18 protein-coding genes and 1 tRNA gene are annotated in these 22,297 nt (G+C 64.9%); 14 read left to right on the top strand and 5 right to left on the bottom strand.

Features of this window, described 5'->3' with window-relative positions; translation table 11 throughout:
- The first annotated feature begins 65 nt into the window (after positions 1-65).
- The 3 genes from ABD923_RS18100 (at position 66) to ABD923_RS18110 (ending at position 4,577) form a co-directional block, all read left to right on the top strand.
- Positions 66-1,394, top strand: coding sequence for an HlyC/CorC family transporter (locus tag ABD923_RS18100; protein ID WP_259554096.1), 1,329 nt, complete (start codon positions 66-68; stop codon positions 1,392-1,394).
- Positions 1,395-1,511: 117 nt separating this feature from the next.
- Positions 1,512-3,926: a GcvT family protein gene (locus ABD923_RS18105; RefSeq protein ID WP_259554095.1), complete on the top strand. Its 2,415-nt coding sequence runs from the start codon at positions 1,512-1,514 to the stop codon at positions 3,924-3,926.
- Positions 3,927-3,980: 54 nt separating this feature from the next.
- A complete protein-coding gene (locus ABD923_RS18110; RefSeq protein WP_259554093.1) occupies positions 3,981-4,577 on the top strand; it encodes a nucleotidyltransferase family protein in 597 nt (198 codons plus the stop codon).
- Between the two features lie 62 nt (positions 4,578-4,639).
- Here the strand turns inward: ABD923_RS18110 and ABD923_RS18115 are convergent, their stop codons facing one another.
- From ABD923_RS18115 to ABD923_RS18130, 4 genes are all read right to left on the bottom strand, one after another.
- Complete coding sequence (locus ABD923_RS18115) at positions 4,640-8,431, bottom strand: Hint domain-containing protein (RefSeq protein ID WP_259554092.1); 3,792 nt, start codon at positions 8,429-8,431, stop codon at positions 4,640-4,642.
- 836 nt (positions 8,432-9,267) lie between these two features.
- A tRNA-Leu gene (locus ABD923_RS18120) sits at positions 9,268-9,352 on the bottom strand.
- Positions 9,353-9,404: 52 nt separating this feature from the next.
- On the bottom strand, positions 9,405-10,775 hold the full coding sequence (locus ABD923_RS18125) for a TRAP transporter large permease (RefSeq protein WP_259554091.1): 1,371 nt from the start codon (positions 10,773-10,775) through the stop codon (positions 9,405-9,407).
- On the bottom strand, positions 10,772-11,362 hold the full coding sequence (locus ABD923_RS18130; protein ID WP_259554090.1) for a TRAP transporter small permease: 591 nt from the start codon (positions 11,360-11,362) through the stop codon (positions 10,772-10,774). Before ABD923_RS18130 ends, ABD923_RS18125 begins: the two co-directional genes overlap by 4 nt.
- A gap of 196 nt (positions 11,363-11,558) precedes the next feature.
- Here ABD923_RS18130 and ABD923_RS18135 point away from each other — a divergent pair, with 196 nt between their 5' ends.
- Together ABD923_RS18135 and ABD923_RS18140 are read left to right on the top strand one after the other, a co-directional pair.
- Positions 11,559-12,173, top strand: a complete 615-nt coding sequence (locus tag ABD923_RS18135; RefSeq protein ID WP_259554089.1) for an exopolysaccharide biosynthesis protein — start codon at positions 11,559-11,561, stop codon at positions 12,171-12,173.
- Positions 12,174-12,247: 74 nt separating this feature from the next.
- On the top strand, positions 12,248-12,733 hold the full coding sequence (locus tag ABD923_RS18140) for a disulfide bond formation protein B (protein WP_259554088.1): 486 nt from the start codon (positions 12,248-12,250) through the stop codon (positions 12,731-12,733).
- Positions 12,734-12,752: 19 nt separating this feature from the next.
- On the opposite strand, the gene ABD923_RS18145 is transcribed toward ABD923_RS18140, so the two are convergent.
- Positions 12,753-13,022, bottom strand: a complete 270-nt coding sequence (locus ABD923_RS18145) for an usg protein (protein ID WP_222187139.1) — start codon at positions 13,020-13,022, stop codon at positions 12,753-12,755.
- A gap of 196 nt (positions 13,023-13,218) precedes the next feature.
- Between ABD923_RS18145 and gyrA the strand changes: the two genes are divergently transcribed.
- The 9 genes from gyrA to gluQRS all read left to right on the top strand — a co-directional run bounded on the left by gyrA (position 13,219) and on the right by gluQRS (position 22,249).
- Positions 13,219-15,999 carry a DNA gyrase subunit A gene (gene gyrA, locus ABD923_RS18150; protein WP_259554087.1) on the top strand — a complete coding sequence of 927 codons (2,781 nt, stop codon included), beginning with the start codon at positions 13,219-13,221 and terminating at the stop codon, positions 15,997-15,999.
- 124 nt (positions 16,000-16,123) lie between these two features.
- Entirely contained in the window at positions 16,124-16,309 is a 186-nt protein-coding gene (locus tag ABD923_RS18155; protein ID WP_259554086.1) for a DoxX family membrane protein, read from the top strand.
- Positions 16,310-16,515: 206 nt separating this feature from the next.
- Positions 16,516-17,385 carry a LysR family transcriptional regulator gene (locus ABD923_RS18160; protein WP_259554085.1) on the top strand — a complete coding sequence of 290 codons (870 nt, stop codon included), beginning with the start codon at positions 16,516-16,518 and terminating at the stop codon, positions 17,383-17,385.
- A 117-nt stretch (positions 17,386-17,502) separates the two neighbouring features.
- Positions 17,503-17,901, top strand: a complete 399-nt coding sequence (locus ABD923_RS18165; protein ID WP_259554084.1) for a hypothetical protein — start codon at positions 17,503-17,505, stop codon at positions 17,899-17,901.
- A gap of 203 nt (positions 17,902-18,104) precedes the next feature.
- Entirely contained in the window at positions 18,105-18,818 is a 714-nt protein-coding gene (locus ABD923_RS18170; RefSeq protein ID WP_259554083.1) for a hypothetical protein, read from the top strand.
- 83 nt (positions 18,819-18,901) lie between these two features.
- On the top strand, positions 18,902-19,354 hold the full coding sequence (locus ABD923_RS18175; RefSeq protein WP_222187135.1) for a hypothetical protein: 453 nt from the start codon (positions 18,902-18,904) through the stop codon (positions 19,352-19,354).
- 72 nt (positions 19,355-19,426) lie between these two features.
- Entirely contained in the window at positions 19,427-20,794 is a 1,368-nt protein-coding gene (trmFO, locus tag ABD923_RS18180) for a methylenetetrahydrofolate--tRNA-(uracil(54)-C(5))-methyltransferase (FADH(2)-oxidizing) TrmFO (RefSeq protein ID WP_259554082.1), read from the top strand.
- Positions 20,795-20,804: 10 nt separating this feature from the next.
- Entirely contained in the window at positions 20,805-21,410 is a 606-nt protein-coding gene (locus ABD923_RS18185; RefSeq protein ID WP_259554081.1) for a class I SAM-dependent DNA methyltransferase, read from the top strand.
- Positions 21,407-22,249, top strand: coding sequence for a tRNA glutamyl-Q(34) synthetase GluQRS (gluQRS, locus tag ABD923_RS18190; RefSeq protein ID WP_259554080.1), 843 nt, complete (start codon positions 21,407-21,409; stop codon positions 22,247-22,249). The genes ABD923_RS18185 and gluQRS overlap by 4 nt, the downstream gene beginning before the upstream one ends.
- The last annotated feature ends 48 nt before the right edge of the window (positions 22,250-22,297 follow it).

Consider the following 22,297-nt stretch of genomic DNA (forward strand, 5'->3'; position numbering starts at 1 on the left):
CACAGCGCGCCTGCACCGCACGCTTGCATCTTGAAGCGACAGCCCCCCGCCCCCATAACCGCCTCATGGACCCGACCCTTCCCGCCGCCGCGCCCTCGTCTCTTACCGACCCGACCACATGGATCACCGCCGCGGTGATCCTGTTCCTCCTGTTCTGTTCGGGCTTCTTTTCAGGCAGCGAAACCGCGCTGACCGCAGCCTCGCGCGGAAAGCTGAAATCGCTGGCCGACAAGGGCGACGGCGGCGCGAAAGGGGCCGAGCGCGCGCTGAGCCTCAAGGAGGACAATGAACGCCTGATCGGCGGCATCCTTCTGGGCAACAACCTCGTCAACATCCTTGCCACGTCGCTGGCCACGGCGCTTTTCACCACGCTTCTGGGAGAAAGCGGCGTTGCCGTCGCCACGCTGGTGATGACCGCGCTGGTCCTGGTCTTCGCCGAGGTGTTGCCCAAGACCTACGCGATCAACGACCCCGAGACCTCGGCCGCCCGCGTGGCGCGGCCCATTGGGCTTGTGATCGCTGTCATGGCGCCGATCGTCGCCGTGGTGCGCGTGATCGTCCGGGGTGTGCTGCGCATCTTCGGCGTGCGCATCTCGGCGGGCGCCAACATGCTGTCGGTTCAGGAAGAGATCATGGGGGCGCTGTCCATCGGTCACTCCGAGGGCTCGGTCGAAAAGGAACAGCGCGACCGCCTGTTGGGTGCGCTCGATCTGCACGAGCGGACGGTGGAGGAAATCATGCTCCACCGCTCCAAGATCGAGATGATCGACGCGGATGCCCCGCCCGAGGAAATCCTCAGCCAGGCGCTGCAATCGCCGCATACCCGCCTGCCCGTCTACAAGGACGAGCACGAGAACATCATCGGCGTCGTCCACGCAAAGGACCTGCTGCGCGCCATCGACCGCCTGACCCGCGGCGAGAATGCCTCGGGGATCGAAGGGTTCCGCATCAGTGACGTGGCCATGAAACCCTATTTCGTGCCGGAAACCTCTACGCTGGACGACCAGATGCGGCAGTTCCTGCGCCGCCACACGCATTTCGCCCTTGTCGTGGACGAATACGGTGCGCTGCGCGGTCTGATCACGCTGGAGGATATTCTCGAAGAGATCGTCGGCGAGATCACCGACGAGATGGATGTCGAAGATGTCCCGATGCTGACCCCCGACGCGCATGGCAACTACCTCGTGGACGGGGCGATGACGATCCGCGACCTCAACCGCGCGGCCGACTGGGCCTTGCCCGATGAGGAGGCGAACACCGTCGCGGGCCTTGTGATTCACGAGGCGCAGACCATCCCCGAGACGGGCCAGACGTTTGCCTTTCACGGTTTCCGCTTCGAGGTCGCGGCGCGCGAAAATAACCGGCTGACGCAGCTGAAAATCCGCAAACTGTAAGGCGTGTGGGAGGAAGGGGCCCCGGGCGGCCCCCTGCCCCCTCAAATGTCGCTTTCTGACATGAAGGCCCTGCCGCCGCGCCGTCACATGGCCCCGAAGCGACCTGTCGGAGGCCCCATGAAAACCACCACCCAAGTCTGTGTCATCGGCGGCGGAGTCGTCGGCTGTTCCGTGCTGTACCATCTGACGAAGCTGGGCTGGTCGGACGTGATGCTGCTGGAACGCTCGGAGCTGACCTCCGGCTCGACATGGCATGCCGCGGGCGGGTTTCACACGCTGAACGGCGACACGAACATGGCGGCCCTTCAGGGCTATACGATCCGCCTGTACCGCGAGTTGGAGGACCTGACGGGCATGTCCTGCGGGCTGCACCACGTCGGCGGCGTCACGCTGGCCGATACGCCCGAACGGCTGGATATGCTCAAGGCCGAGCGCGCCAAGCACCGTTATATGGGGCTGGAGACCGAGATCCTGGGACCGGCGGAGATTGCCAAGGCCGCACCGATCACCAATCTCGACGGGATCCTCGGGGCGCTCTACGACCCGCTGGACGGCCATCTCGACCCGTCCGGCACAACCCACGCCTATGCCAAGGCCGCGCGTATGGGCGGGGCCGAGATCGTGCTTCACACCAAGGTGCTGGAGACCACCCCCCGCCCGGACGGCACATGGGACGTGGTGACGGACAAGGGCACGATCCACGCCGAACACGTGGTCAATGCCGCGGGGCTGTGGGCGCGCGAGGTCGGCGCGATGGTCGGTCTGCAACTGCCGCTGCACCCGATGGAGCATCAGTATATCGTCACCGACGATATCCCCGAGATCTACGAGCGCGATGCCGAGCACCCCCATGTCATGGACCCGGCCGGCGAAAGCTACCTCCGGCAGGAAGGGCGCGGCTTGTGCATCGGGTTCTACGAACAATCCTGCCGCCCCTGGGCCGTGACCGGCACCCCGTGGGCGTTCGGGCACGAACTCCTGCCCGACGATTTCGACAAGATCGAGGACAGCATCGCCTTTGCCTATCGCCGCTTCCCGGTGCTGGAAACGGCGGGCGTCAAATCGGTGATCCACGGCCCCTTCACCTTCGCCCCCGATGGCAACCCGCTGGTCGGCCCGGTGCCGGGGCTGCGCAACTACTGGTCGGCTTGCGGCGTGATGGCGGGCTTTTCACAGGGCGGCGGCGTGGGCCTGACGCTGGCGCAATGGATGGTCGAGGGCGAGCCGGAACGCGATGTCTTCGCCATGGACGTGGCGCGGTTTGGCCGCTTCACCACGCCGGGCTACACGCTGCCCAAGGTGATCGAGAACTACCAGACACGCTTTTCCGTCAGCTACCCGAACGAGGAACTGCCCGCCGCGCGGCCCTGGCGGACGACCCCGATGTATGACGTCTTCGATGGCATGGGCGCGGTCTGGGGCCAGCAATACGGGCTGGAGGTGCCCAACTACTTCGCCCAAGGCGACGAACCGCGCTACGAGACGCCAAGTTTCCGCCGCTCGAACGCCTGGGCGGCCACCGCGCGCGAGGTCGCCGCGGTGCGCCAGGCTGTCGGCATCAACGAGGTGCAGAATTTCGGGAAATACGTCGTGCGGGGTGCGGCTGCCCGCGCATGGCTCGACCGGATCATGGCGGGCCGCATCCCCGCACCGGGGCGGATCAGCCTGACGCCCATGCTGGCGCCCTCGGGCCGGATCATGGGGGATTTCACCGTCACCTGCCTGTCGGAGCAGGAATTCCGACTGACCGCGAGCTATGGCGCGCAGGATTTCCATATGCGCTGGTTCGACCAGCATCTCGACGGCGATGTCTCCGTTGAAAACGTTTCGGACCGCATCACCGGGTTCCAGATCGCGGGGCCCCGCGCCCGCGACCTTTTGGCCAAGGTCACCGAGGCGGATGTCAGTGCGGAGGCGTTCCGGTTCCTCGATGCCAAACGGGTCATCATCGGCCTGTCCGAGGCGCTGGTCCAACGCGTCAGCTACACGGGGGATCTCGGCTACGAGATCTATGTCGACGCGATGGAGCAGCGCGGGCTTTGGCAGACGCTGTGGGACGCGGGCCAGGACGTCGGCCTGCGCCCCTTCGGCATGCGCGCGATGATGAGCCTGCGGCTCGACAAGTTTTTCGGCGCCTGGATGCGGGAGTTTTCGCCCGATTACACCCCGGGCGAAACCGGGTTGGATCGTTTCATCGCGTGGAAGAAGAACACCGATTTCATCGGACGCGCCGCGGCCGAGGCCGAGCGGGCGCGCGGGGCCGAGCGGCAGCTTTGCGCCTTCGTCGTCGATGCGCTGGATGCGGATGTGGTGGCATATGAACCGATCTGGCTGGAGGGCGAGGTCGTGGGCTTCTGCACCTCGGGCGGGTATTCGCACCACGCGCAGACATCCGTGGCGCTCGGCTTCATCCCCCGTGACCGTGTGGCCGAAGGGCTGGCGGTCGAGATCGAAATTCTCGGCGACATGCGACCGGCGCGGCTGGTCACGACCCCGCTCTTCGATCCCGACGGGTCAAGGATGCGCGGGTGAGGGCCTGTGCGATGTCCTTGACCTGCCCGCCAACTCGCGGTCTGTGTCGCGATCATGGATGACCAGATGGATATCGTGCTGCTGGCGGCAGGGCGCGCCACGCGGATGCGCGGCGCCGACAAGATGCTGGAACAGGTGCCCGCCATGCTGGGCACCGAGCCGCTGATCCGCGCCATGGCGCGGCGCTGCGCGCGCGTCGGGCCCACCCGTGTCGTGATTGCACCGGGACAGGATGCGCGGCGGGCGGCGCTGGAGGGGGTCGAGGCCGAGATCGTCGAAGCCCCCGAAGGCGACGGCATGGCGGCCTCCATCGCGGCAGGGGTCCACGGCCGCACCGGGCCGGTCATCCTGGTGCTGGCGGACATGCCGGGGATCACGGCGAAGGATATCTACCTGCTTGCCGGCCTGTCACGGCAGGCCCCGGACGCCATCCTGCGCGCGGCGGCGGCAGATGGCAGGCCCGGACACCCGGTGCTGTTCCCGGCCGATCTGCGCCCTGAATTGGAAGCCCTGAACGGCGACACCGGCGCACGCTCCGTTCTTCAGGCCCACAAAAGCCGCGTTCATCTCGTGCCGTTGGAGGATGACCGCGCGCTGATCGACCTCGACACGCCCGAGGATTGGGCCGACTGGCGCGCAGCAACGCGTTGAACCCAAAAAGAACGGGCCGCCCGGATGGGGCGGCCCGTTTCGCCTGAGGGGGTCACCCCGCCTCAGAGCTGCAGCAATTTCGCCTCGTGCGCCTTGAGCGTGCGCCGCGCGGCGGCGTAGTCGTTCTGGCCCACATGGGTCTCCAGTTCGGGGAACAGCGCGAGGATCTCGTCGCGCTGCGCCTCGCCCATGGACCCGAGCGTCATGTCGCCGGGCTGGAAGCTTTCGGTCCAGGCGCCATGCGACAGGACGACCTCGTGGCGATCGAACATGAAGTGCACGTAGGTCGTGCGCAACGTGTCGATCTGCTGGATGCCTTCCGTGCCGACAAGGTGCTTGGCCGCCACCAGAACCTCGCTTTCGGCGAAGTAGAGCTGGGTGGCCTGACCCGCCGCCAGCACGCGGTGCTGCGGGCTGACCAGCATATCGCGCTCGGGCAGACCGTCACCGAGGCTGCCGGCCTTGATCAGGATCGGCCGCAGGTTCGGCGCCGTCAGAAGCTCGGGCCGCGTCAGGGTGCGGCTGCCGATCCAGCGGATCTCCTGGATGCCGTTGTCGCGGGTCAATACCTTGTCGCCTTGGCGCAGGGTCTCGACCGGAACCTCGCCATGCGGCGTGGCGATCATCGCCCCCGGCGTGAAGCAGGGGATGACCGTCTCGATCTCCTTGAAGATCAATTCGCCGGCGACCTCGGTCTGCGACGCATCGGTGTAGAAAATCACCTTGCCGCTTTCGCCCGGCTCGCCGGTCGGATCGATCGCGTCGTCGTAGATGATCTTCAGAGGACCGGCGTTGCTCAGGTCGAGAACGTCATTGTCGCCGTCATCGGCATCCTCGCCGCCGACCACGCTGTCGCCCAGACCTTCGAGATAGGTATCGCCGAAGATCGGATCGGTGAACTGTCCGACCGTGAAGGTGTCGTCGCCCGTGCCGCCGGACATCGTGTCGGCACCCTGCCCGCCGACGATTGCATCGTCACCGGACCCGCCGTCGATCACGTCATCGTCGATGCCGCCATCGAGCGTATCGTCTCCGGCGCCGCCGAAGATGGTATCGTTGTCATCTTCGCCGAACACGAGGTCGTTGCCGTCCCCCGCATCGATCAGGTCGTCCCCATTGTCGAGGATCGGGTCGTTATTGATCGGATTGACGTTGTCGTCGATCAGATTGACGAGCGGCTCGCCCTCGCCGCCGGTGATGGTGTCGTCGCCACCGCCCGAGGTGATGGTGTCATCGCCTTCGCCACCGACGATGAAGTCATTGCCGTCACCCGAGGTGATGACATCCTGATCGTAGCCGCCATCGATGACGTTATCGCCATTGCCGGCATTGATCGTGTCGTTGTCGTCACCGGTATTGATCGTGTCGTTGCCGTCGCCGGTCGTGACCGAGTCGAGATCGTCCGCCGGGTTCGGGTCGACACTGCCCAAGAAGGGGAAACCCAGATCCGGCGTGCCATCGATCCCCGAGGTGATCAAGTTGTCGCCATCCATGTCGGTGATGACGTCATTGCCCGAGGACCCGTTGATGGTGTCGGCGTCCAGGCCCCCATCCAGCGTGTCGTTGCCCGACCCGCCGGTCAGCGTGTCGTTGCCGGCACCGCCCGTCAGGACGTCGTCCCCCTCGGCGCCGCCCATCGAGTCGTCGCCCTCGCCGCCATCGACCGTGTCATTGCCCTCGTTGCCGCGCAGCACGTCATCGCCGGCCCCGCCCGAGACGCTGTCGTCACCGAGGCCGCCGAGGATGGTGTCGTTATCCGCGCCGCCATCGACCGTGTCGTTGCCGAGACCCGCGTTGATGCTGTCGTCGCCGCCATTGCCCTCGATCACGTCGTCAAGGCCGTCGTCGCCGTCGATCTGATCGCCGCCGCCATCGGTGGGGTCGTTGGCATCGTCATAGCCGGGGGTCATGACCTCGCCGAACTCTTCGCCGTCCACGACGCCATCCGGCGCCTTCGGAGGCAGGAGCAGGCTCTCGATCTCGACGAAGGTGACCGCGACCCATTCGTTCTCGGCGTTCTTGACCTCGACCGTGCCCGAGGTCGAATCCCCATCGCCGTCGGTCGTCTGGGCGAGGTTGCGGTATTCCACGAAGGCCGTCAGGTCGAGCGTGTCGTTGTCGGCACCTTCGGTCGAGCCATCGACGAAGATTCCGGCCGTATTGTCGCCGCTGGCGTCGAGTTGGGTCGGATCGATCGTGATCGTATCGGACCCTTCGCCACCGATGATCGAGTCGCCGGCTCCGCCGGTGATCAGATCGTCGCCTTCCTCGGCGAACACGGTGTCGTTGCCTTCACCGCCGTCCAGCGTGTCGTCGCCGGTTTCCGCCGGGCCTTCGATCACGGCATCGAAATAGACGTCGGTGATGTTGATGCCGGAATCGTCGCTTCCGTCCTGGCTGTGCTCGATCACGATCTGCGACACCGGTCCCGGGATCTCGACCAGGATCGAGTAATCGGCCGCGCTGTCGTTGTCGTAGTCGCCGTCGCCTTCGGCGGTATCGTCGCCCGGGACGCCATCCGTGTCGCTGAGGTCGAGCTCGGTATCGGCCGAGGCCGTCAGCACGATCTCGATCGGCTGATTGTTCGCGTCATAGGCCAGAACGCGCACGACGCCGTCGCCATCGATGTCATTGATACGGAAGGCCACGTTTTCGACCGGCTCCGAGAAGTCCAGCGCATAGGTCTCGCTGTCGCCGCTATACTCGGCTTCGGAATAGAAGGACGAGGTCGCGTCGATGGTCTCGCCGCCGGTGTCGATGCCCGCTACGTTCTGTGTCGTTGTCTCGAACCCAACATCCACCGAATAATCATTGCTCAGGATCGAGAAGGTCACATCGACGTTGCCGGTGTTCTGGGTGAAGCCGTTCGGGTTCGTTTCCTCGTTCCACTCCAGGCTTTCGCGCACCGTGGTCGTGGGGGTGTTCGGCGCCTCGCCCAGACTGCTGTCGCCGTAGATCAGGTCGTCGCCCGCGCCACCGTCAACCGAGTCGTCGCCCGAGCCGGCGTAGACCGTATCATCGGTCGCACCCGACAGGATGGTGTCGCCGCCCGCGCCCGCATCCACGAGGTCTTCATCGCCGCCGGTCTGGTTGTCGCCCGCGTCGATGCTGTCGTTTTCCGGATCGCCGGTATAGGCCACGTCGATGAGGTCGTCGCCGCTGGTGCCCTCGACGATGAAATCGCCCTCTCCCTGGACGCTGTCATAGATCGCGACATAGTCGATCTTGCCGTCGAAATACTGGTCGTACTCGCCATCGTCGACTTCGCGTGCGCCGAAGGTGAAGTTCTCGTCGTCATTATCGCCGATATCCATCGTCAGGCCGGTCACGTCCGACTCGACCGTCTGGGAGGTGCCATCGGTGAGGTTTTCGACCGTCAGAGTCGCCCCCGTATCGGCATCCCAACTGTAGGACACGTTGATGACGTCATGCGGATCGACGAGCCCGGGGTCGGTCTTCAGCGTCGCGACCGTGCCATCCTTGGTGTAGTGATCGACCAGAACCTCGCCATGCTCGGTGACGCGGATCGCGAACCAGCCCTCGCTGTGCTTGTCGCAATACTCGCCACGGTTCACCAGAACGTCGGGGCTCGTGCCGACCTGCTGGTCCTGCTGGAACTGAACCTCGATCGTCCCCTCGCTGAGGTCGAAGGGCGCATCCTCCCCGCTCACGTCGAAGTAATCGCAATAACCGTCCAGCTTCAGCTGATCGCTCGACGCATAGGCACCGCCGTGGAAATGACCGTTCTGTGCGACCCCGTCATCGAGACCGGTGTCCTTGTTCTCTGCACCGCTGCGGAAGTCCCAAAGGCCGATGAGGCCGTCCACGCTGCCGGGGTCGCTGAAATTGGTCATCACTACTGTCCTCCTGCAAGCCGGTCTTGCGGCCTTGCCCGCACGCGCGGGCGAAAATCTTAACAACAATACGAGAGCGATGAGCCGACCCGGCAGGCGGCCGCATCACATGCATGCGTCTTCCAAATTGGAGGGAAGGGTCTGCGCGCGGGGTCTGCGCAGCAAATTCCCGTGCATGACGCGAAACGCCTCGAAAAGGCGCTTCGAACTATGTGTTCTCGCTCGCGGCCATTCTTGCCGTCAGTACGCGACAACACCCTTCCCCGCATCTTTCGACACGCTTCGTGATGCGGCCGCCCCCGTGGCCTAGTGCAGACATCGCCCCCCAGTTGGGCTGAGAAACGAATAACGGCATTTTCTAGGCTTAGGAAAGGAAAAATTCACCGTCATGCGTCAACTTTGAGGCGAGGACCGCCACTTTCCTGCCCAAATCGGGGCCGAAATAAGGCGGATTGTTCACAGCGCTTTGGGCCATGCAGCAACAAATCCTATTGCTTCGGGGCCGCCATGTCAGTCGCACACGCTTTTGGCGATCTTATTGTTTCCCAAACGGACACAGCAAACCGCCCGAACACGGAAACACATTGTTGCGCTGTCTCGTGCGAATTTGGGCGCTTTTGCCCAGTTTCAGAGCGCGGGCGCGCGATCGAAAGACACCGAGGGCGAATCTTGCGTCTCATCCCGGGCCCGATTGCATCCCCTTTCGGAAGGTGCGCGTCACATCGAAAGATGGGCCGCGATGCAGAGGTGAGGCGACGAGCGATACTCGAACCCAACGCCGATAGCGCCCCGAAGATGGCGTCAGCCATCGCAGGTCGGTCTGGATATTTCGCGGATGGTACCCGAGGTCGGACTCGAACCGACAAGCCTTGCGGCGGGGGATTTTGAATCCCCTGCGTCTACCAATTCCGCCACTCGGGCACGGCTGCGGACTTAGCCGTGCTTGCGCGCCGCGTCAATCACCCCCGGAGGCCTAGCCGAAGGTCACCCCGACCAGCCACAGCGTCAGTCCGGGAAACAGCACCAGAAGCCCCACGCGCAGAAGATCCGAGGCCACGAAAGGCGCCACGCCGCGATAGGTCCGCACCATCGGGATGTCGGGCGCCATGGAGTTGATGATGAAGAGGTTCATCCCGACAGGTGGCGTGATCAGCCCCACTTCGACCACGATCAGCGCAAGGATGCCGAACCAGATCGCCGTTTCCTCGGGGCTGAGCGCCGTGCCCAGGATGACGAAGTCCTGCGCCACGATGATCGGCAAAAAGACCGGAATGGTAATCAGGATCATCGACAGCGAATCCATCACGCAGCCAAACAGCAGGTAGGCCAGCAGCATCACCGCAAGGATCGTCAGGGGCGCGAAGCCCGCCGCCTCGACCCAAGCGATCAGTTGGTCGGGCGCGCGCGTGAGCGAGAGGAAGGCCGAGAACAACTTGGCCGCCCAAACGATGAAGAAGATCATCGCGGTCGCCTGCGCTGTCTCCAACACGCTGTCACGAAAGGTCCGCCAGGTCAGCCCCCCGGCGAGCCACCCGTAAAGGCCCACCGCAATCGCGCCCACAGCCGCGCCCTCGGTCGGGGTGAAAAGCGCCTGCACCCCGTCCCGGGTCCAGTTCCAGTCGGCCGCGATGCCGCCCATGATCAGGCCGAAGATCGCCACCACCGGCCAGACCCGCCACAAGGCGCGCATCCGCTGACGCATCGGCACGCGTGCGGCCTGCCCCACGGCGTCCGGTCGCAGCCGTGCCACGATAGCCACCGTGGCCATGTAGCCCAGCGCGGCCAGCACACCGGGCACCACGGCCGCCACGAACATCTTCACGATGTTCTGCTCGGCCAGGATCGCGTAGATGACCAGGATGATCGACGGCGGGATCAGGATGCCCAGCGTCCCGCCCGCCGCCAGCACGCCGGTCGAGAGGCTGTCGGAATAGCCGCGCTTGCGCATCTCGGGCAGCGCCACCTGCCCCATGGTCGAGGCCGTCGCGAGGCTGGAGCCGCAAATCGCGCCGAACCCTGCGCAAGCGCCCACAGCCGCCATCGCCACGCCGCCCCGCCGATGCCCCAGCCAGTCGGAGGCTGCCTGGAACAGCGCCGCCGACAGGCCCGACTTGGTCGCGAACTGCCCCATCAGCAGGAACAGCGGCACGATGGAGAGGTTATAGTCCTTGAACGTGTCATAGGTCAGGGATTTGAGCTGGCTCAGCGCCGGGTCCGGCCGACCGTAGACCACCCAAGACCCGACGAAGCCGGTGATCGCCATCGCCGCCCCGATGGGCACACGCAGGAAGATCGCGACCAGCATGAGGGCAAAGGCCGCAAACGTCAGTTCAAGGCCGGTCAAGGCGCAACCTCCCGCCCCGCCAGCACCCAGTTCAGAGCACGCCAGACGGTGTAAGTTGCAGTGATGCAGAACAGCACGGCCCCGAGAAGCGCCAGCGCGTAGGGGATCCAGATCGGCAGCTGCAACTCGTAGGTCGTCTCCGAGAAGAAGGGGCGATACCCCATGCCCAGCGCCGAGCGCAGGGCGTCTGATCCATAGGGGAACTTTTCGCCGAACCCCGCCCAGAGCCGCCAGGCCATCACGAAGGACACCAGCGCGATCAGGGCGTCCCCCAACAGGCCCAGCGAAAGGCGCACACGCTCGGGCAAGCGGTTCGCGACCACGTCCACCGCTACATGCCCACGTTTGACCTGGCACCACGGCAGGAAAGCGCAGACTGCGACGACGCTGCCGATCTCGACCAGTTCGTAATCGCCGCGGATCGGGCCGAAGAACCAGATCCCGTCCAGTTGCCGCCCGAGGATCGAGACACAGACCATCAGCGCGACGAGGCTCAAAAGCACCCCGCCCGCCAGCGCCATCGCCATCGCGATACGCTCGATGACACGCCCGACGGCCTGCTCGGCGCGCGGTGCCACTGCCGTCATGCTCCCTGCCCTCCAATCGTGACCGGCCCTGGCGCCGACCCAGCCTCAATGCAGTCGCGGCACTCTAGCGATGCAGCCCGGGCACGCAAGCCGAGTGGCAGCCCCCTGCCATCGTCCGATGCTTGACGCAACGGCCGGGTTGAGGCACCGGAGCGCGAGACTTCCCCGGGATTCCCGATGGACAGGAGACAGACCCATGACGGCGCAGTCCGACGAGGCCATGGCCATCTCGCAACGGTTGACCGTATTGGCCAACACCGCCGAGGGCGACGAGGTCACGCTGGCGTGGATCCTGTCGCACCTGCATGAACGGGCGTTCGGCCTGTTCCTGCTGGTGCTTGCCCTGCCCTGCTGCATTCCCTTTCTCTACGGCGTGCCGCAGGTCGTCGCCTTGCCGCTCATGTTCGTCTCGGTCCAGATCCTGATGGGGCGAACCGTGCCATGGTTGCCGCAAAAGCTGGCCGCCCGGACGGTGACGACGGCATCGCTGCAAAACCTCGCCAGCCGCGCCGGCCCGTGGCTGCGCCGGATCGAGGCCGTCAGCCGGCCGCGCCTGTCGGCGCTGACACGCCGCCCGATGGACCAGTTGGTGGGCCTTGCGCTGGTGCTGTTCAGCGCGTCGATCCTCGTCCCTCTCCCGGCCACCAACACCGTTCCCGGTTTTGCCGTCGTCATGATCTCGATGGGGCTGCTGCAACGCGACGGCATCCTCGTGACGCTGGGATCGATCATCGGGACCGCCTGGATCGGCACCCTGCTGTTCGCCGGGGCAACCCTGGCAAGCCTGATCCGCGGCTGGCTGGGTGTATAGGGCCCCTCGCCGCCCTTGCACCGGAACGGCGTTCGCGTAGACATCGGTGCAGCGACCATTCGAAGGACCCCGAGATGCTTCAGACGCTCTTCACGCTCAGCCGCCGCCAGTATATCGCGCTTGCCGGGGCCGGCTCGGTCGTCATCCTCGCCCTGGCCTTCGGATTTCAACACATTGGCGGGCTCGCGCCCTGCGCCATGTGCCTGTGGCAGCGGTGGCCCCATGCCATCGCCATCGGGCTGAGCGCCATTGGACTCGCCTTTCCCCGCGCGATCGTGGCCGTGGCGGGGGCGATCACCATGCTGGTGAACACCGGCCTGGGCATTTACCACACCGGGGTCGAGCGCGACTGGTGGGAAGGGCCGCAAAGCTGCACCGGGGGTGGTGGCGACCTTGGCTCCATGTCGGTCGAAGACCTGCTGAACCCCGAGGTCGGCACCGGCATCGTTCTGTGTGACGAGGTCGCGTGGGAGATGTTCGGCCTGTCCATGGCCAGCTACAACGCGCTTGCCTGCCTTGGTCTGGCCGTGATCTGGATCATGGCGGCGCAGCGTAGGTGATGCGCCGCGCCCCGAACGGCTAGTGATAGGTGAACTCTCCCGTCACGTTGCGCCACTCTCCCGGGCTGATCATCTTGCGATGGACAAACCGCACCGAGTGAAGCGGCCCGTCCAGCGATTCCTGCCAGAACTCGATGAAGTCGAAGAGTTTCGGATAGTCCGGCGCCAGATCATAGTCCTGCCAGACGAAGGTATTGAGAACGTTGCGATAATCGGGCATCCGATAGACCATCTCGGCGGTGGTCAGCCCGTATCCTTTCAACAACAGCCCGGTCTCGGTTTCGCGCATATGGCACCTCTTGCGTTGCCTCTTCCACGGAATCAGACTGCCCGATCCCGCGCAAAAATCAACGAAAACAGCATGTTGGCACTCCAATACCATGGCTGCCAGCAGGTCACCGGCGCTGCCATTGCACCCCATATCCCGGCCCTCTATACTGTGCGACAACAAGATATAGACATGTGACAGGACCAAGGCTCAGCCCGTGACCGACACCCCAGAACCGCCTGAAAACGAAGAAGAAATCGGCGCAGATCCGCCCGCGCCCAGCGGGCCGTCGATCGACATCGCGGCCGAGATGAAGGCCAGCTTCATCGACTACGCCATGTCGGTGATCATCAGCCGCGCCATTCCCGACCTGCGCGACGGGTTGAAACCGGTCCATCGCCGCATCCTGTTCGCGATGCATGAAACCGGGAACACCCACGAGAAACCCTATCGCAAATCCGCCCGTCCCGTGGGCGACGTGATGGGCCAGTACCACCCGCACGGGGACTCGGCCATTTACGACGCGCTGGTGCGGATGGCGCAGGATTTCTCGATGTCGCTGCCGCTTCTGGATGGCCAGGGCAATTTCGGCTCGATGGACGGCGATAACGCGGCGGCCATGCGCTATACCGAGGTGCGGATGGACGCGCCCGCCGCCTACCTTTTGGCCGATATCGACAAGGACACCGTCGATTTCCAGGACAACTACGATGGCAAGCAGCAGGAACCGACCGTCCTGCCCGCGCGCTTCCCCAACATGCTGGTCAATGGCGCGGGCGGGATCGCCGTCGGCATGGCCACCAACATCCCGCCGCACAACCTGGGCGAGGTGATCGATGCCTGCCAGGCGCTGATCGAGAACCCCGATCTCAGCTCGGAACAGCTGATCGAGTATATTCCTGCCCCCGATTTCCCGACAGGTGGCCTGATCCTCGGTCGGTCCGGCGCGCGCAAGGCGTATCTTGAGGGGCGCGGCAGCGTCATCATCCGCGCAAAGACCCATATCGAGGAAATCCGCAAGGATCGCTACGCCATCGTCATCGACGAGATCCCCTACCAGGTGAACAAGGCCTCGATGATCGAACGCATCGCGGATCTTGTGCGCGAGAAGAAGCTCGAAGGCATTTCCGGCGTACAGGACGAGTCCGACCGCGTCGGCGTGCGCGTGGTGATCGAACTGAAACGCGACGCGACGCCCGAGGTGGTGCTGAACCAGCTTTTCCGCTTCACGCAGATGCAGACCAGCTTTGGCTGCAACATGCTGGCGCTGAACGGCGGCCGGCCCGAGCAGTTGACGCTGCGCGGGTTCCTGACCGCCTTCCTCGATTTCCGCGAGGAGGTGGTCGCGCGCCGCACGGCGTTTGAATTGCGCAAGGCCCGCGAACGCGCCCATGTCCTCTGCGGCCTTGCCGTCGCGGTGTCGAACGTGGACGAGGTCGTGGCCACGATCCGCGCATCGGCCGATGCGGCGGAAGCGCGCGAGAAACTGATGACGCGCCGCTGGCCGGCCGCCGAGATCGCCGATTACATCCGCCTGATCGACGACCCGACCCACACGATGAACGAGGACGGGACCTATAACCTGTCCGAAACGCAGGCGCGTGCGATCCTCGAACTGCGCCTGCAACGCCTGACCCAGATCGGCGTCAAGGAAGTCACCGACGAGTTGGAAGAGCTCGCCGCCAAGATCAAGGATTACCTCGCCATCCTCGCCTCGCGTGAACGCATCCTGTCGATCATTTCCGAGGAGATGGCCGAGGTGCGCGAGAAATTCGCCGTCCCGCGCCGCACCGAGATCACCGAGTGGTCCGGCGACATGGACGACGAGGACCTGATCGAACGCGAGGACATGGTCGTCACCATCACGCAGGGCGGCTACATCAAGCGCACGCCCCTGGCCGAGTTCCGCGCGCAGAAGCGCGGCGGCAAGGGCCTGTCGGGCGGTGGTTTGAAAGAGGATGACGTTGTCACCTCTCTCTTCGTGGCCAACACGCATACGCCCCTTCTCGTCTTCACCACCAACGGGATGGTCTACAAGCTCAAGACCTGGCGCCTGCCGCTTGGCAGCCGTGCCAGCCGGGGCAAGGCGCTGGTCAACATCCTGCCCATCGAGATCGGCACAGGCATCGCGGCCGTCATGCCGGTGGACCGCGACGAAGAGTACTGGGACGAGTTGCAGATCGTGTTCTGCACCGACCGCGGCACCGTGCGGCGCAACGCGCTCAGCGATTTCGCCAATGTCATGCGCAACGGCAAGATCGCCATGAAGTTCGAAGGCGACAGCGAGGGTTGGCGCATGATCAACGCGCGCATCGCCTCGAACGACGATGACGTGATGCTGGTCACCAGGATGGGCCGCGCGATCCGCTTCCCGGCGACCGACGTGCGCGTCTTCAACTCCCGCTCGTCGACCGGGGTGCGCGGTGTCAAGCTCGGCGCCGAGGACGAGGTCGTGTCGATGTCGATCATCCGCCATTTCGACGCCACCGCCGAAGAACGCGCCGCCTATCTCAAGCAGCGCCGCCTGATGGCCGGTGCGCCCGAGGATGACGGCGATGCCGATGACGAGGAGGCCGTGGCCGAAGGCCAGCTTTCCCCCGAACGCTACGCCGAGATGTCGGCGGCCGAGGACCTGATCCTGACCATCACGGCGCAGGGTTTGGGCAAACTCTCGTCTTCGCATGACTACCCGGTGCGCGGGCGCGGCGGCATGGGTGTCGCGGCGATCGACAAGGCCATGCGCGGCGGGCCCGTCGTGGCGTGTTTCCCGGTCGACCTGGAAGACCAGATCATGCTGGCCACCTCCACCGGACAGTCGATCCGCGTCCCCGTCGACGGGATCTCGTTCCGGTCGCGCAGCGCAGGCGGTGTGAAAGTGTTCAACACCGGCAAGGGCGAAGAGGTCGTCTCGGTGGCCTGGATCGCGGATCAGGGCGACGAGGAGGGCGACGACGCCGAAGTGGCGTCGGGTGACGGCGCAAGCACGGGCGAAGAATGACAAGCGGGCGCGCGGGCGGGGTGCTGTCGCATCTTGCCGCGCGCCTCGACGCCCCGTTTCGCTTCTGGGCCGCCTTGTGATGGCGTCCCTGTTCTTCATGGCCAGCCTCTCTCAGGTCTGAGACGTGCGCGGCTTTACTGAAACACTGGCCCCGGACGGGGTGCCGGTTGTTCTGGGCGGGCTGGTCTTCTGGGTTCTGGTCCTCGGCGGCCTTCTCCTGATCCGCGGCTGGGCGACGCGGCCGGTGGCCCTCGGGTTGGCCGGGGTCTCCATCACCTCCGCGCATCTGGCCAGACCCGCGTCGCGCTGACCAAAACACCTGCTGCCTTTGGTTGTTGTAGCGATGTAACGTTCCCGCGCGGCCTGTTTTCAAATCATAGACAATGGCAAGAAAATCTGAAATGTAAGCATCCTTGACCTACAAAAGGTTAAGGCCTTTTCGACTACCGCGTAACGAGGGCCGGCCGCGACTGCGTCCGTTTTGCTTTCTTTTCTCATCGAGTGAGAGGCCCCAAGGTGAATTGGGACGACTTGCGGTACCTGGTCGCCATCAAGCGGCACAAGACGCTGACGCGCGCCGCGGCCGCGCTTGGCACGAACGTCGCGACGGTCTCGCGCCGGATCGACAAGATCGGCGAAACACTGGGCGGGCCCGCCTTCATCCGCACCGCGGACGGATGGCTTCCGTCCCCCCGGATCGAACATCTCTTGTCGGTCGCCGAGGAATTCGACCACCGCATCGAAGCTGCGCGCAACAATCTCGATGGCGATGGGCAGAACATCAAGCTGACGATCGGGGCGGCGCCGTTGTTGAACACGCATGTGCTGTTTCCCGCCCTGCCCGAGTTGCAGGAAGAAGCCCCCGACCTGGAGCTCGAGTTCCGCAACCGGATCTTGAAGAACGGCTTGGGCGATTGCGATATCGTGCTGGTCCAGCACCGGCCTGAAAGCGGACGCCTGATCGCGGCCCGCGTCGTCACCCTGCCGTTCCGGGTTTACGCCCACGCGAATGCCGATCTGGACGGGGATTGGATCGGAATGCCGGACGAGTTCGAACAGATCGGCCCTCAGGCGATGGCGAGTGACTGGTTCAAGCGTCCGCCGCGCATCCGGGTCGAGCATTTCGACCAGTTGGCCGAGGTGATCCAGGCTACCGAAACGATGGGGCCGCTCCCCGAAATCGTGGCAAAGCGGTATCCCGATCTGCGCCCGATCTCGCGCCCCGACGACAGTTATTGCGCGCCCATCTATGCCGCCTACCACGCCAGCCGCCGAGGCGACCGAGCAGTTGCCACAGTGCTGGACTGGATACGGCATGCGTTTGCCACCAGCACGAAACAGGCCAACCACACCTGTTTACCCACTCCGAAGAGCGACATCGCCTGACATCTTGCGAAAACGCAAATGCGGGTTTGCGTGGGTATCACTGGCGGCCTCGGAAAGCGAAGACTAGCTTCTGGATATAAGCGACAAAAAAATCGCATCGAGGCAGGAGACCAGAGCATGAAGACCATTGAAGGCACAGTCTGTCTATTGGCGAGGCTATCCCTCGGGCTGAGCTACATCGGCCTTGCCGCCCTGGAGGTCATAGGCATCGAACCCATTGACGGGTATCAATTTTTCCACCTGCAACCTTCGATTGCTGCGGAACTTTTCAACGATCTGGGAATGATCCTGCTGGCCGTCGTCGCGTCGTGGCTCATCCTCGGGATCCGCACGCGGATCACGGCCCTTCTTGGCCTGGCGCTGATGCTGGCCACGGCGTGGTCGAACCAGTACCTCCAAACAAGCTCCGCCTGGGCGGTTTATGCGTCATCGGCGGTGCTCATGACCGTGCCCTTGCTGCTGTGTGGCGGCGGACACTACGCCCTCGTGCGGCGCGGCTGGCACGGCCTCGTCTGAAACACGAATTCAAGACGCGTTTTGCGGCCCGGCGCCATTTCAGGCCCGGGCCGTTTCATCTTGTTTTTGCCTCAATTTGGAACGGACTTTTCCACGCTTCGCCCGAAGTGCCGCCGCTTTGCGGGCACAGCATGCCAGCGTATCGCGTGCAAAAGTAACAAGGCCAGCCCGCCCACGAGTGGCAGCTTCCTTCGAGGATCAGGATGAGAAACGGAACCGCTGAACGCGTCACGCTCAACACAGCCGCCGAGGCTACGTTGCGGATATTGATCGCGTCCTACTTCATCGCGGTCGCGCTGAGGATCATTCCCGGCACAGACCTTGCTTTGCTGTTCAACTGGGCCATGCCCGGAATCGCGGCGACGGCCCTTTCGGCGGGTTTGGTCTTCCTGCTGGCCTTCATGATCATGATCGCGGTCTATACACGCGTCGCCGCCCTGATCCTTGGTATGATGACCTTCTACGCCAGCTACCTCGCGATGGTGGAACTGGGCGTCGAAACCGAACTTGGCAGCTTCTGGCGCGACCTGGCGCTTATCGCCGCCTTGCTGCTGACCTATAGCGATCATGGCCCCGCGGCCCATCGGCGTCGCGCCCCCATCCAGCGCCGGGTCGCCCCCCGTCGCGTCGCCTCCATCCTGGCCCGTGTCGAGGCCGAGGGCATGGTGGCCACGCGCCGCCCTGCCCCCGAGGCCGCCGTCGCGCTTCCGACATTCAAGGCGGCCCCTCGCCCCGGCCGGACCAAGGGCACACACGCCATTCTCGACCGTGTCGAAGCGCACCTGGCCGGTGCCACGCCGTCCCATGCGCCATTACCCTCGCTCGAACAGCGGTTGTCTCAGCGCATCGCACGCGGCCCGGTCGAGCCGGAAATCGAGAACATCTTCAGTATCACTGATGGGGATTATCCCGCCTGACCGGCAACCCCTACAGCCCCGGTGAAACGTGACGAAACGGTTGGCCCATAAATGAGCAGTAGAAAATTCAATGAGGCAGACAAATGAGAGACCTGACTGAATGGCTCCGCCTGAATATGAGGGTTTGCCTTGCGGCGACCCTGATCATCGAGGCCGCCATCGGGCTTTTGCCCCAGCTGGCCAATTGCGCCGTCCCGTCCGTGATCGGCGGTATGGATCAACGGCTGGCCATCCAATCCACCGCGCTATCGGCGCTCTATTTCGTGCTGAGCATCTGGCTGATGCTCGGGATCAGGACATCCATCACCTCGGCGATCGCGGCCGTCCTGCTGATCGGACCGGCGATCCTGACCACGCCCGAGGGGAACCCCGACCTCGCCGTGAAAATCACGCTGATCACCGTCTTCTCGGTGCCGCTCATCCTGTATGGCGGCGGGCGCTACACGGTGCTTGAAACGCACGAGCCGTGGATGCTGGACGAAGAGGACGACGCCGAGGAGCGCGCGCCCGAATCCGAGAGCTACGCACGCGCCTGACACCGATTTGTTCGATCAAACACGCGCGTCCCGGCCTTGAGGCTTGGGGCGCGCTTCTCTATGTCCCGCGACATGACACGCGAACTCCATATCATCGGTGGCGGCATGGCCGGGTCCGAAGCCGCCTGGCAAGCCGCCCATCTCGGCCTCGACGTGGTGATCCACGAAATGCGGCCCAAGGTCGAAACCTTCGCCCACCAGACCGGCAAGCTTGCCGAGATGGTCTGTTCGAATTCCTTCCGCTCGGATGATGACGAACAGAATGCCGTGGGCCTGCTCCATTGGGAGATGCGGCAAGCCGGCGGGCTGATCATGGAAATGGCCGATACCCACCGCCTGCCCGCGGGCGGCGCCCTGGCCGTGGACCGCGAGGCCTTTGCCGAAGGCGTCACGGAACGGCTGCTGGCCCATCCGCGCATTCGCGTCGAGACCGGTGAAATCACCGCCCTGCCCGACAGTGGCCACTGGATCATCGCGACCGGCCCGCTGACCTCTGGCGGCCTTGCACAGGCCATCGCCACCGAGGCGGGTCAGGACAGCCTCGCCTTCTTCGACGCCATCGCCCCCATCGTCTATGCCGACACGATCGACATGGACATCGCCTGGCGCCAGTCGCGCTACGACAAGGGCGAGACCGAGGAAGAACGCACCGCCTATCTCAACTGCCCGATGACCCGCGACGAATACGAGGCCTTCATCGACGCGCTGCTCGCCGCCGAGAAGACGGAGTTCAAGCCGGGCGAAACGGCTGGCTATTTCGACGGGTGCCTGCCCATCGAGGTGATGGCCGAACGCGGGCGCGAAACGCTGCGCCACGGGCCGATGAAACCCGTCGGCCTGACCAATCCGCATGATCCCCAGACCAAGGCCTGGGCCGTGGTTCAGCTGCGTCGCGACAACAAGCTCGGCACGCTCTACAACATCGTCGGCTTCCAGACGAAGATGAAATACGGCGCGCAGACCGAGGTATTCCGGATGATCCCGGGCCTTCAGGATGCGAAATTCGCGCGGCTCGGCGGCATCCATCGCAATACCTTCATCAACTCGCCCAGGCTGCTGGACGACCAGATGCGCCTGCGCTCGAAGCCGCATATCCGCCTTGCAGGGCAGATCACCGGCGTCGAGGGGTATGTCGAATCCGCCGCGATGGGTCTGCTTGCCGGCCGCATGGCCGCCGCCGAGATCACGGGAACCGCCCTGCCGCCGGTTCCTGCGACAACGGCCATGGGTGCGCTTGTCACGCACATCACCGGCGGGGCCGAGGCCAAGACATTCCAGCCGATGAACGTCAATTTCGGTCTGTTCCCCCCGGCCGAAGGCCTAAAGGGCGGGCGTCGCGGACGGCGGGATCGCTACAAGGCCTATACCGACCGGGCCAAGGCGGATTGGACCGGCTGGCTATCGGCCTCGGCGCTGGACGCCGCCTCAGCAGGCCGATAGCCTTTGGCCCATGACGGATGACTATCTCGACAAGGTCTACGCGCTGAAGACCGACGCCGACCGCCGCGCGCTCTATGACGACTGGGCCGCGCAGTATGACGACGACCTGGCATCGCAGGGCTACGTCACGCCGGCCCGCTGCGCCGCGACCCTTGCGGCGAGTCCCCTGCCCAAGGACGCCGCGATTCTCGACATGGGCTGCGGCACAGGTCTCTTGGGACGGGCGCTGGCGGCGCAAGGGTTCACGCAGATCGACGGCGCCGACGTCTCTGCCGGGATGATGGAGAAGGCCCGGAAAAGCGGCGTCTATGGACGGCTGCTCGACCTGTCCGAGACCCGCGCGCCGAAAGGCCACTACAAGGCCGTGGCCGCCGCCGGCGTGATTGGAACCGGGGCCGCGCCGCCCAGCGTGTTCGATCAATGTCTCGACCTGCTGCCCAAGGGCGGGTTGTTCTGCTTTTCCTTCAACGACCACACGCTCGAAGAGCCTGCCTACACGGATCGTTTGAACGCGGCGGTCGCGGACGGCAAGGCGCGCATCCTTTCCGAGGAGATCGGGGACCACATCAAGGGCCTCGGCTCCAGGGCGATGGTCTACCTGCTGGAACGCCAGTGACCCTTCGCACCCGCTTCGCGCCCTCGCCCACCGGCCCCTTGCACCTGGGTCATGCCTTCTCGGCCATCACCGCCCATGACATGGCTCGGGCCGCGGGCGGGCAATTCCTGCTGCGCATCGACGATATCGACCAGTCCCGCGCCCGCCCGGACTGGGAAGAGCTCATCTACGAAGACCTCTCCTGGCTCGGCCTGACATGGGACGAACCGCCCTGGCGCCAGTCCGAGCACCTCTCGGATTACCGCGCCGCTGTCGAACATCTCGCCGGGCGCGGCCTCTGCTATCCCTGCTCCTGCTCGCGGCGCGACATCGCCGAGGCCGCCTCCGCCCCGCAGGAAGGAACGCCCGAGTTCGGCCCCGACGGGCGCATCTATCCCGGCACCTGTCGCGGGCGGCCCATGTCGGACTGGACCGAGGGGATGGCCATCCGCCTCGATCTGGCCAAGGCGCTGCCTGATCTCGACGTGACCTTCACCGAAACCGGCCCGGCCCATCCCGGCGCCCACCGCGTCACCCTCGACACGCTGCTCGCGCAGGTCGGCGACCCGGTCCTGGCCCGGCCCCACATGGCGGCGAGCTACCACCTGTCTGTCGTGCTCGACGATGCGGCGCAGGCCATCTCTCATGTCATTCGCGGCGAAGACCTGTTCGACGCAACGCAATTGCAACGCGCGCTTCAGGCCCTGCTCGGCCTGCCCACGCCGACCTACCACCACCACCGGCTGATCCGGGACGAGGCCGGCAAACGGCTGGCCAAGCGCGACGATGCACGTGCGATCCGACACTATCGCGAGGACGGCGCCAGCCCGGACGACATCCGGCGCATGGTCGGCCTCTAGCGCACCGACCTGCCCCTTCATCTTGGCTAAAAAACCTCCAGGGGAGTC

The sequence above is a fragment of the [Roseibacterium] beibuensis genome, assembly GCF_039542305.1.
GTDB lineage: Bacteria > Pseudomonadota > Alphaproteobacteria > Rhodobacterales > Rhodobacteraceae > Roseibacterium > Roseibacterium beibuensis.